We start from the raw sequence: 14,452 nt of genomic DNA, 5'->3' as shown, positions 1-14,452 counted from the left end.
GCCCACCGACCGGAGGTTCTCCTCGTGACCGCGCCCCGCACCCCCCGCAAAGCCTTCGGACGGCTGTCCCTCCCGGAGCGCACCTACCTCGCGGACGCGCTGCGCACCGAAACCGTCGGCGGCGTCCTGCTGCTGGTCGCCGCGATCGCCGCCCTGGTGTGGGCGAACATACCGGCGCTGCGCGACAGCTACGAGAGCGTCAGCCACTTCCACTTCGGCCCCGAGACCCTCGGCCTGAACCTGTCGGTGGCGCACTGGGCCGCCGACGGACTCCTCGCGATCTTCTTCTTCGTCGCCGGCATCGAACTCAAACGCGAACTCGTCGCCGGTGACCTGAAGGACCCCAAGGCCGCCGCGCTCCCGGTGGTGGCGGCACTGTGCGGCATGGCCGTACCGGCGGTCGTCTACACCGTCACCGCCGCCGTCGGCGGCGGCTCACTGGCCGGCTGGGCCGTGCCGACCGCCACGGACATCGCCTTCGCGCTCGCCGTGCTCGCCGTCATCGGCACGTCGCTGCCGAGCGCCCTGCGCGCCTTCCTGCTGACACTCGCCGTCGTCGACGACCTGTTCGCCATCCTGATCATCGCGGTCTTCTTCACCGATTCCCTGAACTTCGCCGCGCTGGGCGGCGCGGTCGTCGGCTTGGTCGTGTTCTGGCTGCTGCTGCGCAAGGGCGTACGCGGCTGGTACGTGTACGTCCCGCTCGGTTTGGTGATCTGGGGCCTGATGTACAACAGCGGTATCCACGCCACCATCGCCGGTGTCGCGATGGGCCTGATGCTGCGCTGCCACACGCGCGAGGGCGAGGACCACTCCCCCGGCGAGCACGTCGAGCACCTCGTACGCCCGCTGTCGGCGGGCCTGGCCGTGCCGCTGTTCGCGCTGTTCAGCGCGGGGGTGGCCGTCTCGGGCGGGGCGCTGGCCGACGTGTTCACCAAGCCGGAGACGCTCGGTGTCGTGCTCGGGCTCGTCGTCGGCAAGACGCTGGGCATCTTCGGCGGCACCTGGCTGACCTCGCGCTTCACCAGGGCGTCGCTCAGCGACGACCTCGCATGGGCCGACGTGTTCGCGGTGGCGACCCTGGCAGGCATCGGGTTCACCGTCTCGCTGCTCATCGACGAGCTGGCCTTCGAGGGCGACACGCTGCTGACCGACGAGGTCAAGGCCGCCGTCCTGACCGGCTCGCTCATCGCTGCGGCCCTGGCGACGGTGCTGCTGAAGATACGGAACGCGAAGTACCGGGGGATGGTCGCGGAGGAGGAGCGCGACGACGACCTCAGCGGTGTCCCGGACATCTACGAGGAGGACGACCCCGCGTACCACCTGCGCGTGGCCGCCGTCTACGAGAAGAAGGCCGCCGAGCACCGCCGGATCGCCGAGGAGATGGAGTCGGCACGGCTTGCCGAGGTGGCGGGCGGGGCAGGCGATGAGGACGACCGTCCGGCATGATCTGACGAGACGGTACAAAAGACGGAACCGTACTCAGACGAGCCAGCAGAAGAGGGAGACCGCGATGAGCGCACCCGACGGCAGCCCGGTCGGCACCGAACGCAGCATCGGCCAGCTGTTCGCCTCGGCGACCACCGAAATGTCGGCGCTCGTGCACGACGAGATCGCGCTGGCGAAGGCCCAGCTGAAGCAGGACGTCAAGCGCGGGGCGACGAGCGGCGGCGCGTTCTCCGCCGCGGGCCTGCTCCTGCTCTTCTCACTGCCGATGCTGAGCTTCGCGCTGGCCTACGGCATCCGGACCTGGAGCCACTGGAACCTCGCGGTCTGCTTCCTGCTCTCCTTCGCGGCCAACGTCCTGATCGCGGGCCTTCTCGCGCTGATCGGCATCGTCTTCGCGAAGAAGGCCAAGAAGGGCCGCGGTCCGCAGAAGGTCGCCGCCTCGGTGAAGCAGTCGGCGGGCGTGCTCCAGAACGCCAAGCCGCACCCGCGCCCGGAACTGCCCGCGGACCGGTCCCCCGAAGCGATCGAGGCTGTGGCACGCTCGTCCTCATGACGGGCTCCACCACCCCTTCGGGGCAATCCTCCTCGGCGCAGCACCCCACGTCGGTCGTACGCCTCGGTATCCCGGGCGGACCCGAGGTGACCCACCGGGACGTCGCGGCCAACGGCGCCCGCTTCCACATCGCCGAGCTGGGCGACGGGCCGCTGGTACTGCTGCTGCACGGCTTCCCGCAGTTCTGGTGGACCTGGCGGCACCAGCTGGTGGCGCTCGCCGACGCCGGTTTCCGCGCGGTCGCCATGGACCTGCGCGGCGTCGGCGGCAGCGACCGCACCCCGCGCGGCTACGACCCGGCGGGCCTCGCCCTCGACATCACCGGCGTGGTCCGCTCCCTCGGCGAGCCGGATGCCGCGCTGGTCGGTCACGACCTCGGCGGCTACCTGGCCTGGACGGCCGCCGCGATGCGGCCCAAGCTCGTACGACGGCTCGCGGTGTCGTCCATGCCGCACCCCCGGCGCTGGCGCTCGGCCATGCTCGGGGACGTCCGCCAGAGCCGGGCGGGCTCCTACATCTGGGGCTTCCAGCGCCCCTGGGTGCCGGAGCGTCAACTCACCGCGGACGACGGCGCGCTGGTCGGCCGGCTGCTCCACGACTGGTCCGGGCCGCGGCTCCTTGACGACGAGGCGGTGGCGGCGTACCGCCGCGCCATGTGCATCCCCTCCACGGCGCACTGCTCGGTCGAGCCGTACCGCTGGCTGGTGCGCTCCCTGGCCCGTCCGGACGGCATCCAGTTCTACCGCCGCATGAAGCGGCCGGTGCGCGTACCGACCCTGCATCTGCACGGGTCCCTGGACCCCGTGATGCGGACGCGGAGCGCCGCCGGATCGGGGCAGTACGTCGAAGCGCCGTACCGCTGGCGGCTGTTCGACGGACTCGGGCACTTCCCGCACGAAGAGGATCCGGTCGCCTTCTCGACCGAACTGATCAACTGGCTGAAGGATCCCGAACCCGATCGGTGACCGTTTGATGAGCGATCGGTCACCGAACGGACGCGCCCGGTATCCGAACCGGAATGCTTGTCCTATGAACGGCCACTTGCCCGGCGCATAGGCCAATTGGGGGCCTCAGAAGCGGTTATCGACCTTGGGGCGGGGGCACACGTCCGGGTATGGGCTGGACGCACGACTACAGTGACGTAGCACGCGACGGCCGCTCCACGAGCGGCGTGAGCAGCACCCACCGACGCGGCGGCACCCCGCAACTCGCGGGTGCGGACCTACGGGTGGGCATTCCGCGCATTCTGCGCCGCCGGGCCCGCTGGGTATCCGTACGCCTGCGCCATCCACGGACCTGAGAGACCGCGCCGCCGCCCCGACGCCTCCCGTACGCGGGCCTAGAGCGCGCAGCTGTCGCTGTCCACCTGCTGGCCGGCGGTGCGGCCCTTGCTGATGTCGTCGCGGATCTCGTCCGCGGTGAGCGCGTAGCCGGTGTCGGGGTCGTCCAGGGACTTGGCGAAGACCACGCCGTACACCTCGCCCTCCGGCGTCAGCAGCGGGCCGCCGGAGTTGCCCTGACGGACGGTCGCGTACAGGGAGTAGACGTCACGGCGGACGGTGTCGCGGTGGTAGATGTCCGGCCCGTTGGCCGTGATGCGCCCGCGCACCCGGGCGGCACGGACGTCGTACGCCCCGTTCTCCGGGAAGCCCGCGACGATCGCGCCGTCGTTGCGCTGTGCGTCCTCGTCCTCGTCCGTGAACCGCAGCGCGGGCGCGCCCAGTTCCGGCACGTCCAGTACGGCGATGTCGCGCCGCCAGTCGTAGAGGACGACCGTCGCGTCGTACTTCCGGCCCTCGCCGCCTATCTGCACCGTGGGCTCGTCGACGCCGCCCACGACATGGGCGTTGGTCATGACGCGGCGGTCGGCGAAGACGAAACCGGTGCCCTCGAGGACCTTGCCGCAGTCGGGGGCGGTGCCCATGACCTTGACGATGGAGCGCTTGGCGCTGACGGCGACCGGGCTGTTCACCAGCGCCGGGTCGGGTGGCGGCGTGTCGGGGATCGTCTCGTTGGAGAACGGGCTGAAGACCTGCGGGAAACCGTTCTTGTCGAGGACCGAGGTGAAGTTGTCGAACCAGTTGTCGGCCCCCGCGGGCAGTACCTCCTGCACTCCCGCCAGCACCGTGGACTGCCGCACCTCCTTGCCGACCGTCGGCATCGTGGTCCGCGCGAGGGCGGAGCCGAGCAGCCAGGCGACGAGGAGCATGGCGACGACGTTGACCAGGGCACCGCCGGTGGCGTCCAGGGCGCGGGCCGGGGACCACGTGATGTAGCGGCGCAGCTTGTTGCCCAGATGGGTCGTCAGGGCCTGGCCGACGGAGGCGCACACGATGACGACGACGACCGCGACGACCGCGGCGGTCGTGCTCACCTCCGCGTCGTCCGTCAGCGCGTCCCAGATCACCGGCAGCAGGTAGACGGCGACGAGTCCGCCGCCGAGGAAGCCGATCACCGACAGGATGCCGACGACGAAGCCCTGGCGGAAACCGACGATCGCGAACCAGACGGCGGCCAGCAGCAACAAGATGTCCAGCACGTTCACTGATTCAGGCCTCGCCTTGTCGTCTGCGGTACGCAGGCCACCCTGTCATGCGCGCCAGTCCAGCGGGACCTGCTTCTCCCGGTCCCAGGGCCGCTCCCAGCCCGCGAAGTGCAGCAACCGGTCGATGATGCCGGCGGTGAAGCCCCACACGAGCGCCGATTCGACCAGGAATGCCGGGCCTCGGTGACCGCTGGGATGAACGGTGGTCACCCTGTTGGCGGGGTCCGTGAGATCCGCCACGGGGACCTTGAAGACGCGCGCGGTCTCGGCCGGATCGACGACACCGACCGGGGTGGGCTCGCGCCACCAGGCCAGCACCGGCGTGACGACGAAGCCGCTCACCGGGATGTAGAGCTTGGGCAGGACCCCGAAGAGCTGGACGCCGGCCGGGTCGAGCCCGGTCTCCTCCTCGGCCTCGCGCAGGGCGGCCCGCAGCGGCCCGTCACCGCGCGGATCACCGTCCTCGGGGTCGAGGGCGCCGCCCGGGAAGGCGGGCTGGCCCGGGTGCGAACGCAGGGAGCCGGCCCGCTCCATGAGCAGCAGCTCGGGGCCGCGTCCGGCCTCCGCCCCGCCCGGTCCGTCTTCGCGCGTGCCGTCGCCGAAGAGGATCAGGACGGCGGACTGGCGGCCGGCGCCGTCCGCCGGCGGCAGGAAGCGGCTCAGCTGGGTGGGCCGGACCGTCTCGACCGCCCGCACCACCGGGTCCAGCCAGCCGGGCAGACCCTCCTTGCTGAGCATCGCGTCCCGAGCGTGGTCCCGCGTGGGGCCCTGCGTGTCGCTCGCCCGTGTCATCTCCACCCCCGTCCTGCAGACTCCAACGCCCGACGCCCCCGAGATCGTTCCGTCACCCGGCCCCCAGCGGCGGCGCCGGCTTCCCGCCCGCGTCCAGGTACGCCTGCGGGGGCTTCAGCCGCTGCCCCGGGAAGCCGCCCTTCTCGTACTTGAGCAGCTTCTTCGCCTTCTCCGGGTCCGTCTCGCCCTCGCCGTACGCCGGGCACAGCGGGGCGATGGGGCAGGCGCCGCAGGCGGGCTTACGGGCGTGGCAGATGCGGCGGCCGTGCCAGATCACGTGGTGGGAGAGGTCGGTCCAGTCGCTCTTCGGGAAGAGCGCGCCGACGGCGGCCTCGATCTTGTCCGGGTCGGTCTCCTCGGTCCACCGCCAGCGGCGCACCAGGCGCTGGAAGTGCGTGTCCACGGTGATGCCGGGGCGGCCGAAGGCGTTGCCGAGCACGACGAAAGCGGTCTTGCGGCCCACGCCGGGCAGCTTGACCAGGTCTTCGAGGCGCCCGGGTACCTCGCCGCCGAAGTCCTCCGTGAGCGCCTTGGACAGCCCTATGACCGACTTGGTCTTGGCCCGGAAGAAGCCGGTCGGGCGCAGGATCTCCTCGACCTCCTCGGGGACGGCGGCGGCCAGGTCCTCGGGGGTGGGGTACTTGGCGAAGAGGGCGGGCGTCGTCTGGTTGACCCGCAGGTCGGTGGTCTGGGCGGACAGCACCGTGGCCACGACCAGCTGGAACGGGTTCTCGAAGTCCAGCTCCGGGTGGGCGTACGGATAGACCTCGGCGAGCTCGCGGTTGATACGGCGGGCGCGGCGGACCAGCGCGGTGCGCGACTCGCCGCTCGGCGACGCCGGGGCGACGGTCTTCGCCGGGGCGACGCCCTTGACGGCGGCGGCGGCCTTCTTCGGAGCGACGGCGGGCTTCTTGGCGGGCGCCTGCCGCTTCAGGGGCGCGGCCTTCCTGGCGGCGGACTTCTTGCTCGCGGCGGACTTCTTCACGGCACCCTTCTCCGCAGTCACCCTCTTGGCAGGCACTGCCTTCCTTGTCGCTTTCGCCGTTTTCCTACCGCCATCGGGGCCCTGTTCGCCCACAGCGGAATCGCGACGTACACTCACCCGCGCAGCCCCCTAGGCCTGTGCTCTCACCGGCGATTTGGACACCCGGCCAGCCTACGGCCCGACACCGACATCCGCCCCGGACCTCGAAGATCGGCGTCCAATTGGACCCCTGCCGCGTACCCCGGGACATCGGTGCGGCATCCTTGTGACAGATCACACTGTTTGGACTGTCCGGCAAAATGGGCACCACGGACCCCTGGTACACCGGGGGAACAAGATCCTCTGAGCCGGTCGACAAGGAGAGAACTCGTGGACGACGTTCTGCGGCGCAACCCGCTCTTCGCGGCGCTCGACGACGAGCAATCCGCGGAGCTCCGCGCCTCCATGAGTGAGGTGACCCTCGCCCGCGGCGACACCCTGTTCCACGAGGGGGACCCCGGAGACCGCCTGTACGTGGTCACGGAAGGCAAGGTCAAGCTCCACCGCACGTCCCCCGACGGGCGCGAGAACATGCTGGCCGTCGTCGGCCCCAGCGAGCTGATCGGCGAGCTGTCGCTCTTCGACCCGGGCCCGCGCACGGCGACCGGCACCGCGCTGACCGAGGTCAAGCTGCTCGCCCTCGGCCACGGCGACCTCCAGCCCTGGCTGAACGTCCGCCCCGAGGTGGCCACCGCACTGCTGCGCGCCGTCGCACGCCGCCTGCGCAAGACCAACGACGCCATGTCCGACCTGGTCTTCTCGGACGTCCCCGGCCGCGTCGCCCGCGCCCTGCTGGACCTCTCCCGGCGCTTCGGCGTGCAGTCCGAGGAGGGCATCCACGTGGTGCACGACCTCACGCAGGAGGAGCTGGCCCAGCTGGTCGGCGCGTCCCGCGAGACGGTCAACAAGGCGCTGGCGGACTTCGCCCAGCGCGGCTGGCTCCGCCTGGAGGCCCGCGCGGTGATCCTGCTGGACGTGGAGCGGCTGGCCAAGCGCTCCCGCTGACGGACCCTCGGCAGATCTCCGGTCCGCCGGACCACCGGGATCACCGGACCGTCAGTCGGGCAGCTGGATGAGCCCGTGCTCGCCCAGGTACTCCAGCTGCGCCCGCACCGACAGCTCCGCCGCCGGCCACAGGGAGCGGTCGACGTCCGCGTACACGTGGGCGACGACCTCGCCCGGCGTGCGGTGGCCGTCCTCCACCGCCGTCTCGACCTGGGCGAGGCGGTGGGCGCGATGGGCCAGGTAGTACTCCACGACGCCCTGGGCGTCCTCCAGGACGGGCCCGTGCCCCGGAAGCACCGTGTGCACCCCGTCGTCGGCCGTGAGCGACCTGAGCCTGCGCAGCGAGTCCAGGTAGTCGCCGAGACGGCCGTCGGGATGGGCCACCACCGTCGTACCGCGGCCCAGGACGGTGTCGCCCGTCAGGACCGCCCGGTCGGCCGGAAGATGGAAGCACAGCGAGTCGGCCGTGTGCCCCGGGGTCGGTACGACCCTCAGCTCCAGGCCGCCCACCCCGATCACGTCCCCGGCGGCCAGCCCCTCGTCGCCCAGCCGCAGCGCCGGGTCCAGTGCCCGTACGTTCGTGCGCGTCAGCTCGGCGAAGCGCGCGGCGCCCTCCGCGTGGTCCGGGTGACCGTGCGTCAGGAGCGTCAGCGCGACCCGCTTGCCGGCCCGCTCGGCCGTGTCGACGACGCGCCGCAGGTGGGTGTCGTCCAGCGGCCCCGGATCGACGACGACGGCCAGGTCGGAGTCGGGTTCGGCGAGGATCCAGGTGTTCGTGCCGTCCAAGGTCATCGCGGAGGCGTTGGGCGCGAGGACGTTCACCGCGCGCGCGGTGGCCGGGCCCGACAGGACACCGCCCCGCGGCTGTCCGGGCAGTGCTGCTGCGTCCGTCATGCGGGGGCTCCCCCGGTCGGGTCGGAAGGTGTCGCCGGCGCCGTGACCGAATCCGTATGCGTAGTCGTAGCCGTATCCGTGGCCGTGTCCGTAGCCGTATCCGTAGGCGTATTCGTGGCCGGGACGTGCTTCGTGAACTCGTCGTGCCCCGGCCAGGAGAGGACGACCTCGTCGCCGGAGAGCCGGGCGCGGGCCAGCACGGGCGTCATGTCGCGGCCGGGAGCCGATGCCAGCGCCTCGGCCGCCGTACCGCACGCCGCGAGGCCGCGCAGGGTGGCGACGGTGGGCGGCATCATCAGCAGCTCGCCCTTGTCGTACCCGGCGGTCGCGTCCGCCGGCGTGATCCACACCGTGCGGTCGGCCTCCGTGGAGGCGTTGCGGGTGCGCTGCCCCTCCGGGAGCGCGGCCACGAAGAACCACGTGTCGTAGCGCCGGGACTCGAACTCCGGGGTGATCCAGCGCGCCCAGGCGCCCAGCAGGTCGGAGCGCAGGACGAGGCCCCTGCGGTCCAGGAACTCCGCGAAGGACAGCTCGCGGTCGACCAGCGCGGCCCGGTCGGCCTCCCAGTCGGCGCCCGTCGTGTCGCGGACCACCGAGTCGCCGGTCGGTCCTGCGAGCAGGACGCCGGCCTCCTCGTACGTCTCCCGTACGGCCGCGCAGACGATCGCCTGTGCGCCCGCCTCGTCGACGCCCAGCCGGTCCGCCCACCACGCGCGCGTGGGGCCCGCCCAGCCGATGTCGCGGTCGTCGTCGCGCGGGTCGACCCCGCCGCCCGGATAGGCGTACGCGCCGCCGGCGAACGCCATGGAGGTGCGGCGGCGCAGCATGTGGACGACGGGACCGGACCCGGTGGTGCCGGTGTCCCTGAGGAGCATGACGGTGGCCGCGCGCTTCGGGATGACCGGGGTGAGAGTGCCGGCCGCCAGCGCGCGGATGCGGTCCGGCCACTCCGGTGGGTACCACTGACCATTCGCCATGGCCGGAGGCTATCCGGTGACGGGCGGATGTTCGAGTGGCCCCCGGGACCCGATGGGCGTCAGGCGGGCAGGCCGGTCAGCCACTCGGTGAGCAGCCGGTTCGTCTCCTCGGGGCGCTCCTGCTGGAGCCAGTGGCCGCAGCCGTCGAGGACGTGCGAGGCGCTCAGCCCGGGCAGGGTGACCGGATACGCCTCGATCGCGCCGGACAGCCAGGTCGTGGAGGCGTCCAGGCCGCCGCCGAGGAACAGGGACGGCTGGGTGATCGGGGCCCCCGCGTGGGCGGCCAGGTCGGCCCAGTCGCGGTCCATGTTGCGGTAGCGGTTGAGGGCGCCGGTCAGGCCGGTGCGCTCGAACTCCCCGGCGTAGACGTCCAGCTCCTCCTCGGTCAGCCAGGAGGGCAGCCGCCCGGCGGCCGGGAACCGGTCGCGCATCCTGCCGCCGGGGGCGACGAAGTGCGGGTCGGGCTCCTCGGGGCCGGGCATGGTGTCGGCGGACAGGGCGGCGTAGAGGCCGGCGAGCCAGCCGCGTACGTCCGGCTCGATCTCCGCCTCGGCGCGGCCGGGCTCCTGGAAGTAGGAGACGTAGAACTCCTGCCCCGCGAAGGGCCCGGCCGGATCGCTCATGCCGGCGAAGACCTCGCTGGGCCTCGGGCCGCCCGGCGGCGTGTACGGCACGCTGAGCAGGCCCACCGCGCGGAACACGTCCGGCCGCAGCAGCGCGGAGTGGGCGGCGATGTTCGCGCCCCAGTCGTGGCCGACGACCACGGCGGAGCTTTCCCCCAGGGCCTCCACCACGGCGACGTTGTCCGCCACCAGGTCGAGCATCCGGTACGCCTCGACGGCGTCCGGCCGCGAGGAGCGCCCGTAGCCGCGTACGTCGACGGCGGCGGCGCGGAACCCGGCGGCGGCCAGCGCGGGCAGCTGGTGGCGCCAGGAGTACCAGGACTCGGGGAAACCGTGCACGAGCAGGACCAGCGGCCCGCTGCCCTGCTCCACCAGGTGGATGCGGCCGGCGGGTGAGGGCACCAGCCGGTGCACGGGCCGGTCGGCCGGCGTGTGCACGGCCTCGCGGTCGGGCCGGTCGGCCTGCTGGTCGGTCACGGGCGGCTGCGGCATGGCTCCTCCTGGCGCTTGCGGTCGGTACGGCCCCGCAGCGGACCGGGGCCGCCGGCCGGCCGGGGCCGGGCCGGCTCCCGCGCCGTACGGGGCACCGGCACCGATCCTGCGGGGCCGGGGCCACCAGGGGCGAGGTTTGTTGCCGGCCCGGCAACGCGCCCGGCCCCGCTACGGCTGGACGAGCTCCACCTGGATCTCGACCTCCACCGGCGCGTCCAGCGGGAGGACCGCGACGCCGACCGCGCTGCGGGCGTGCACGCCCTTGTCGCCGAGGACCTCGCCGAGGAGTTCGCTGGCGCCGTTGACCACGCCGGGCTGGCCGGTGAAGTCGGTCGCGGACGCGACGAAGCCGACGACCTTGACGACCCGCGCGACGCGGTCCAGGTCACCGGCGACGGACTTCACGGCGGCCAGGGCGTTCAGCGCGCAGGTGCGGGCCAGCTCCTTGGCCTCGTCGGCCGTGACCTCGGCGCCCACCTTGCCGGTGACCGGAAGCTTGCCGTCCAGCATCGGCAGCTGGCCGGAGGTGTAGACGTACGGGCCGGACTGCACGGCCGGCTGGTACGCGGCCAGCGGCGGGACGACCTCGGGCAGCGTCAGACCGAGCTCGGCGAGCTTCGCCTCGACGGCGCTCATGCCTGCTTCTCCCGCTTCAGGTAGGCGACGAGCTGCTCGGGGTTGTTCGGCCCGGGGACGACCTGGACGAGCTCCCAGCCGTCCTCGCCCCAGGTGTCCAGAATCTGCTTCGTGGCATGGACGAGCAGCGGCACGGTTGCGTATTCCCACTTGGTCATGCGGCCGACTCTAGCCGCTGGCCGGGGTACCTCCGCAGCCGCTGTCCGGGGGCCGTCCGCAGCCGCTGTCCGGGCCTCTCCGCGGGCCGGCCGCGGCGACGTTGTCCACAGCCTCCGGCGTACTCGGTGCGCGGACTGGTTACGCTCGAATACGTGAGCAGGCTCCAGGTCGTCAGCGGCAAGGGCGGTACCGGCAAGACCACGGTGGCCGCGGCCCTAGCGCTGGCCCTGGCCACCGAGGGGAAGCGCGCGCTTCTCGTCGAGGTCGAGGGCCGCCAGGGCATCGCGCAGCTCTTCGAAACGGAGACGCTGCCTTATGAGGAGCGGAAGATCGCCGTCGCTCCCGGGGGCGGGGAGGTGTACGCCCTCGCCATCGACGCCGAACTGGCCCTTCTGGACTACCTCCAGATGTTCTACAAGCTGGGCAGCGCCGGACGGGCACTCAAGAAGCTCGGCGCGATCGACTTCGCTACGACCATCGCGCCGGGGGTCAGGGACGTCCTGCTGACCGGCAAGGCGTGCGAGGCGGTCCGGCGCAAGGACAAGCAGGGGCGGTTCGTGTACGACTACGTCGTCATGGACGCCCCGCCGACCGGCCGCATCACGCGCTTCCTCAACGTCAACGACGAGGTGGCCGGCCTCGCGAAGGTCGGCCCCATACACAATCAGGCGCAGGCCGTGATGCGGGTGCTGAAGTCGCGGGAGACCGCCGTGCACCTGGTGACGCTGCTGGAGGAGATGCCGGTCCAGGAGACCGTGGACGGCATCGCCGAGCTGCGGACGGCGCGGCTCCCGGTGGGCCGGGTCGTCGTCAACATGGTCCGGCCCCAGGTCCTGGACGCCACCGACCTGGAACTCGTACGGGAGACACCGCGTACGGCGCTGGCCCGGTCGCTGGCCGGTGCCGGGCTCGGCGGGGCGCGGCGGGGCGGGCACGCCGAGCGGCTGGTGGACCCGCTCCTCGCGCAGGCCGGGGAGTACGCCGAGCGGTACACGCTGGAGCAGGAGCAGCGGGCGGTCCTCGGCGAGGTGGGCCTGCCGACGCACGAACTGCCGCTGCTCGCCGAGGGCATGGACCTGGCGGGTCTGTACGAACTGGCCACCGAGCTGCGGAAGCAGGGGATCGCATGAGTCCGGACGACCCGGCCCGCCACCAGGAGGGCACGCGCCGCCTGACCCCCGCGCGCGTGCTCGACGTCGACCTCCTGCTGGAGGACCCGGGGACCCGCATCGTAGTGTGCTGCGGTTCGGGCGGGGTCGGCAAGACGACCACGGCGGCGGCCCTGGGCCTGCGCGCGGCCGAGCGCGGCCGCAAGGTGGTCGTCCTCACCATCGACCCGGCCCGGCGGCTCGCGCAGTCCATGGGCATCGACTCGCTCGACAACACCCCGCGCCGGGTGAAGGGCGTGGACGACGCGGCGGGCGGTGAGCTGCACGCCATGATGCTCGACATGAAGCGGACCTTCGACGAGATCGTCGAGTCCCACGCGGACCCCGAACGGGCCGCGGCGATCCTGGGCAACCCCTTCTACCAGTCGCTCTCGGCGGGCTTCGCGGGCACGCAGGAGTACATGGCGATGGAGAAGCTGGGGCAGCTGCGGGCGAAGGACGAGTGGGACCTCATCGTCGTCGACACGCCGCCGTCCCGCTCGGCGCTGGACTTCCTCGACGCGCCCAAGCGCCTCGGTTCCTTCCTGGACGGCAAGCTGATCCGCGTCCTGCTGGCCCCGGCGAAGGTCGGCGGCCGGGCGGGCATGAAGTTCCTGAACGTCGGCATGTCGATGATGACCGGCGTCCTGGGGAAGGTGCTGGGCGGGCAGTTCCTCAAGGACGTGCAGACCTTCGTGGCCGCGATGGACTCGATGTTCGGCGGGTTCCGTACCCGCGCGGACGCGACGTACAAGCTGCTCCAGGCGCCCGGGACCGCGTTTCTGGTGGTCGCGGCCCCGGAGCGGGACGCCCTGCGCGAGGCCGCGTACTTCGTGCAGCGGCTGGCGGCCGAGGACATGCCGCTCGCCGGTCTGGTGCTCAACCGGGTCCACGGCAGTGGCGCCGACCGGTTGTCGGCCGAGCGGGCCCTCGCCGCCGCGGAAAATCTTGAGGATCCCCGCATTGTGGATCAGGACGACGGGAAAGCTGGAGTTCGTACCGACCCCGGCAACTCTCCCGATACACACGGCAGTTCAGGACCGGCTGACTCCGCCCCCGGCGACTCGGCCCCCGACACCTCTCCCGAGGCTCCCGAACCGGCGGCTCCCGACACAGCGGAGCGGTCCGTCGACGCGCTCGCCGCCGGACTGCTGCGGCTGCACGCGGAACGCATGCACCTGCTCGCCCGGGAGCAGCGCACGCGTGACCGCTTCACCGCACGCCATCCCGAGGTGGCGGTCACCGAGGTGGCCGCGCTGCCCGGCGACGTGCACGACCTCGCGGGGCTGCGGGACATCGGGGAACGCCTGGCGACCGGCCGGCCCGAGCTGCCCGAGCCGGACGCCTGACAGGGCCTGACCCGGCCTCACGGGGCCTGGTCCCGCCCTCGGGGAGCCCTTGCCCTCGGGAGCCCTTGCGGGGCTCAGCCCACGGCCGCGTAGTTCTCGTACACCTCGTCGTCCTCGAGGGGCACGATGCCGGCCCCCCGTTCGTACTCCGTCCGCGCCGTCTCCAGCAGTCGGCGCCAGGAGGTCACGGTGGGCCGCCTGCGCAGCAGTGCGCGGCGTTCCCGTTCCGTCATGCCTCCCCACACGCCGAACTCGACGCGGTTGTCGAGCGCGTCGGCCAGGCACTCGGTCCGCACCGGACATCCGGTGCACACCGCCTTGGCCCTGTTCTGCGCTGCTCCCTGAACGAACAGTTCGTCCGGATCGGTAGTGCGGCAGGCGGCCTGCGCACTCCAGTCGGTTACCCAGCCCATACCGGCGCCGTCCTCTCCCGAATCGAGGCTCCCCCACGGCGGCAGCGGCATATTCACCGCCGCCAGTTGAGGACGTTACGGAAGGTGGGCACAGCGCAACACCCCCTTCGGGCCCAATCTTGAATGGCCCGAACGGACTATGGGTAAGCGGCAGATCACCCGGGGGAGTGAGCTGGCGACATGCGCGACTATCCCGACATTCGGGTCATCTCTACTGCGCCACAACGGACACCGATTTACACACAAGGCGGATTCGGACACGCACCCCACACGCCGTGGCACGCGCCGGTACACACCAACGCGCCCCCCAGCGGGGCCCCTCGGAAGAAAATCGAGCGGATCCGGAACGATTCGGGGTCGCCGGACGTATTGATACGTGGCCTCACTGCTGTG

At 72.0% G+C, this 14,452-nt stretch carries 16 protein-coding genes; 7 read left to right on the top strand and 9 right to left on the bottom strand.

Annotated elements, in window-relative coordinates:
- Nucleotides 1-24: 24 nt before the first annotated feature.
- The 4 genes from nhaA (at nucleotide 25) to ABS735_RS00580 (ending at nucleotide 3,302) form a co-directional block, all read left to right on the top strand.
- A complete protein-coding gene (gene nhaA, locus ABS735_RS00595; protein ID WP_373904953.1) occupies nucleotides 25-1,449 on the top strand; it encodes a Na+/H+ antiporter NhaA in 1,425 nt (474 codons plus the stop codon).
- Nucleotides 1,450-1,513: 64 nt separating this feature from the next.
- Nucleotides 1,514-2,002: a phage holin family protein gene (locus ABS735_RS00590; protein ID WP_059301776.1), complete on the top strand. Its 489-nt coding sequence runs from the start codon at nucleotides 1,514-1,516 to the stop codon at nucleotides 2,000-2,002.
- Nucleotides 1,999-2,967 carry an alpha/beta fold hydrolase gene (locus ABS735_RS00585; RefSeq protein ID WP_373904952.1) on the top strand — a complete coding sequence of 323 codons (969 nt, stop codon included), beginning with the start codon at nucleotides 1,999-2,001 and terminating at the stop codon, nucleotides 2,965-2,967. The genes ABS735_RS00590 and ABS735_RS00585 overlap by 4 nt, the downstream gene beginning before the upstream one ends.
- A 149-nt stretch (nucleotides 2,968-3,116) precedes the next feature.
- A complete protein-coding gene (locus ABS735_RS00580; protein WP_078582024.1) occupies nucleotides 3,117-3,302 on the top strand; it encodes a hypothetical protein in 186 nt (61 codons plus the stop codon).
- A gap of 39 nt (nucleotides 3,303-3,341) precedes the next feature.
- Here the strand turns inward: ABS735_RS00580 and ABS735_RS00575 are convergent, their stop codons facing one another.
- Genes ABS735_RS00575 through nth form a run of 3 tightly spaced genes read right to left on the bottom strand, consistent with a single transcriptional unit; the run spans nucleotide 3,342 to nucleotide 6,360 of the window.
- Nucleotides 3,342-4,547, bottom strand: a complete 1,206-nt coding sequence (locus ABS735_RS00575) for a MarP family serine protease (protein ID WP_373904951.1) — start codon at nucleotides 4,545-4,547, stop codon at nucleotides 3,342-3,344.
- Nucleotides 4,548-4,592: 45 nt separating this feature from the next.
- Nucleotides 4,593-5,339, bottom strand: a complete 747-nt coding sequence (locus ABS735_RS00570; protein ID WP_373904950.1) for an NUDIX hydrolase — start codon at nucleotides 5,337-5,339, stop codon at nucleotides 4,593-4,595.
- Between the two features lie 52 nt (nucleotides 5,340-5,391).
- The gene (gene nth, locus ABS735_RS00565) at nucleotides 5,392-6,360 is read right to left on the bottom strand and encodes an endonuclease III (RefSeq protein WP_373904949.1); all 969 of its coding nucleotides are present in this window, start codon (nucleotides 6,358-6,360) and stop codon (nucleotides 5,392-5,394) included.
- A gap of 333 nt (nucleotides 6,361-6,693) precedes the next feature.
- Between nth and ABS735_RS00560 the strand changes: the two genes are divergently transcribed.
- Nucleotides 6,694-7,368, top strand: a complete 675-nt coding sequence (locus tag ABS735_RS00560; RefSeq protein WP_003975365.1) for a Crp/Fnr family transcriptional regulator — start codon at nucleotides 6,694-6,696, stop codon at nucleotides 7,366-7,368.
- Nucleotides 7,369-7,419: 51 nt separating this feature from the next.
- On the opposite strand, the gene ABS735_RS00555 is transcribed toward ABS735_RS00560, so the two are convergent.
- The 5 genes from ABS735_RS00555 to ABS735_RS00535 form a co-directional block, all read right to left on the bottom strand.
- Nucleotides 7,420-8,262 (bottom strand): MBL fold metallo-hydrolase, encoded by an 843-nt coding sequence (locus tag ABS735_RS00555; RefSeq protein WP_373904948.1) that lies wholly within the window; start codon nucleotides 8,260-8,262, stop codon nucleotides 7,420-7,422.
- Nucleotides 8,259-9,239: an NUDIX hydrolase gene (locus ABS735_RS00550; RefSeq protein WP_373904947.1), complete on the bottom strand. Its 981-nt coding sequence runs from the start codon at nucleotides 9,237-9,239 to the stop codon at nucleotides 8,259-8,261. The genes ABS735_RS00555 and ABS735_RS00550 overlap by 4 nt, the downstream gene beginning before the upstream one ends.
- A 59-nt stretch (nucleotides 9,240-9,298) precedes the next feature.
- Entirely contained in the window at nucleotides 9,299-10,354 is a 1,056-nt protein-coding gene (locus tag ABS735_RS00545) for an alpha/beta fold hydrolase (protein WP_373904946.1), read from the bottom strand.
- A gap of 168 nt (nucleotides 10,355-10,522) precedes the next feature.
- Nucleotides 10,523-10,990: a RidA family protein gene (locus ABS735_RS00540; RefSeq protein ID WP_373904945.1), complete on the bottom strand. Its 468-nt coding sequence runs from the start codon at nucleotides 10,988-10,990 to the stop codon at nucleotides 10,523-10,525.
- Nucleotides 10,987-11,148, bottom strand: a complete 162-nt coding sequence (locus ABS735_RS00535; RefSeq protein ID WP_003975360.1) for a DUF4177 domain-containing protein — start codon at nucleotides 11,146-11,148, stop codon at nucleotides 10,987-10,989. Before ABS735_RS00535 ends, ABS735_RS00540 begins: the two co-directional genes overlap by 4 nt.
- 153 nt (nucleotides 11,149-11,301) lie before the next feature.
- Between ABS735_RS00535 and bagA the strand changes: the two genes are divergently transcribed.
- On the top strand, nucleotides 11,302-12,279 hold the full coding sequence (gene bagA, locus ABS735_RS00530; protein WP_373904944.1) for an ATPase BagA: 978 nt from the start codon (nucleotides 11,302-11,304) through the stop codon (nucleotides 12,277-12,279).
- On the top strand, nucleotides 12,276-13,646 hold the full coding sequence (bagB, locus tag ABS735_RS00525; protein WP_373904943.1) for an ATPase BagB: 1,371 nt from the start codon (nucleotides 12,276-12,278) through the stop codon (nucleotides 13,644-13,646). Before bagA ends, bagB begins: the two co-directional genes overlap by 4 nt.
- A gap of 74 nt (nucleotides 13,647-13,720) precedes the next feature.
- On the opposite strand, the gene wblA is transcribed toward bagB, so the two are convergent.
- Nucleotides 13,721-14,059 (bottom strand): transcriptional regulator WblA, encoded by a 339-nt coding sequence (gene wblA, locus ABS735_RS00520; protein ID WP_176154443.1) that lies wholly within the window; start codon nucleotides 14,057-14,059, stop codon nucleotides 13,721-13,723.
- Nucleotides 14,060-14,452 lie beyond the last annotated feature (393 nt).

The sequence above is a fragment of the Streptomyces sp. MMCC 100 genome, assembly GCF_041538145.2.
Lineage (GTDB): Bacteria > Actinomycetota > Actinomycetes > Streptomycetales > Streptomycetaceae > Streptomyces.
Note: the sequence above shows the minus strand (reverse complement) of the source record. Positions and strands in the feature narration are given on the sequence as shown.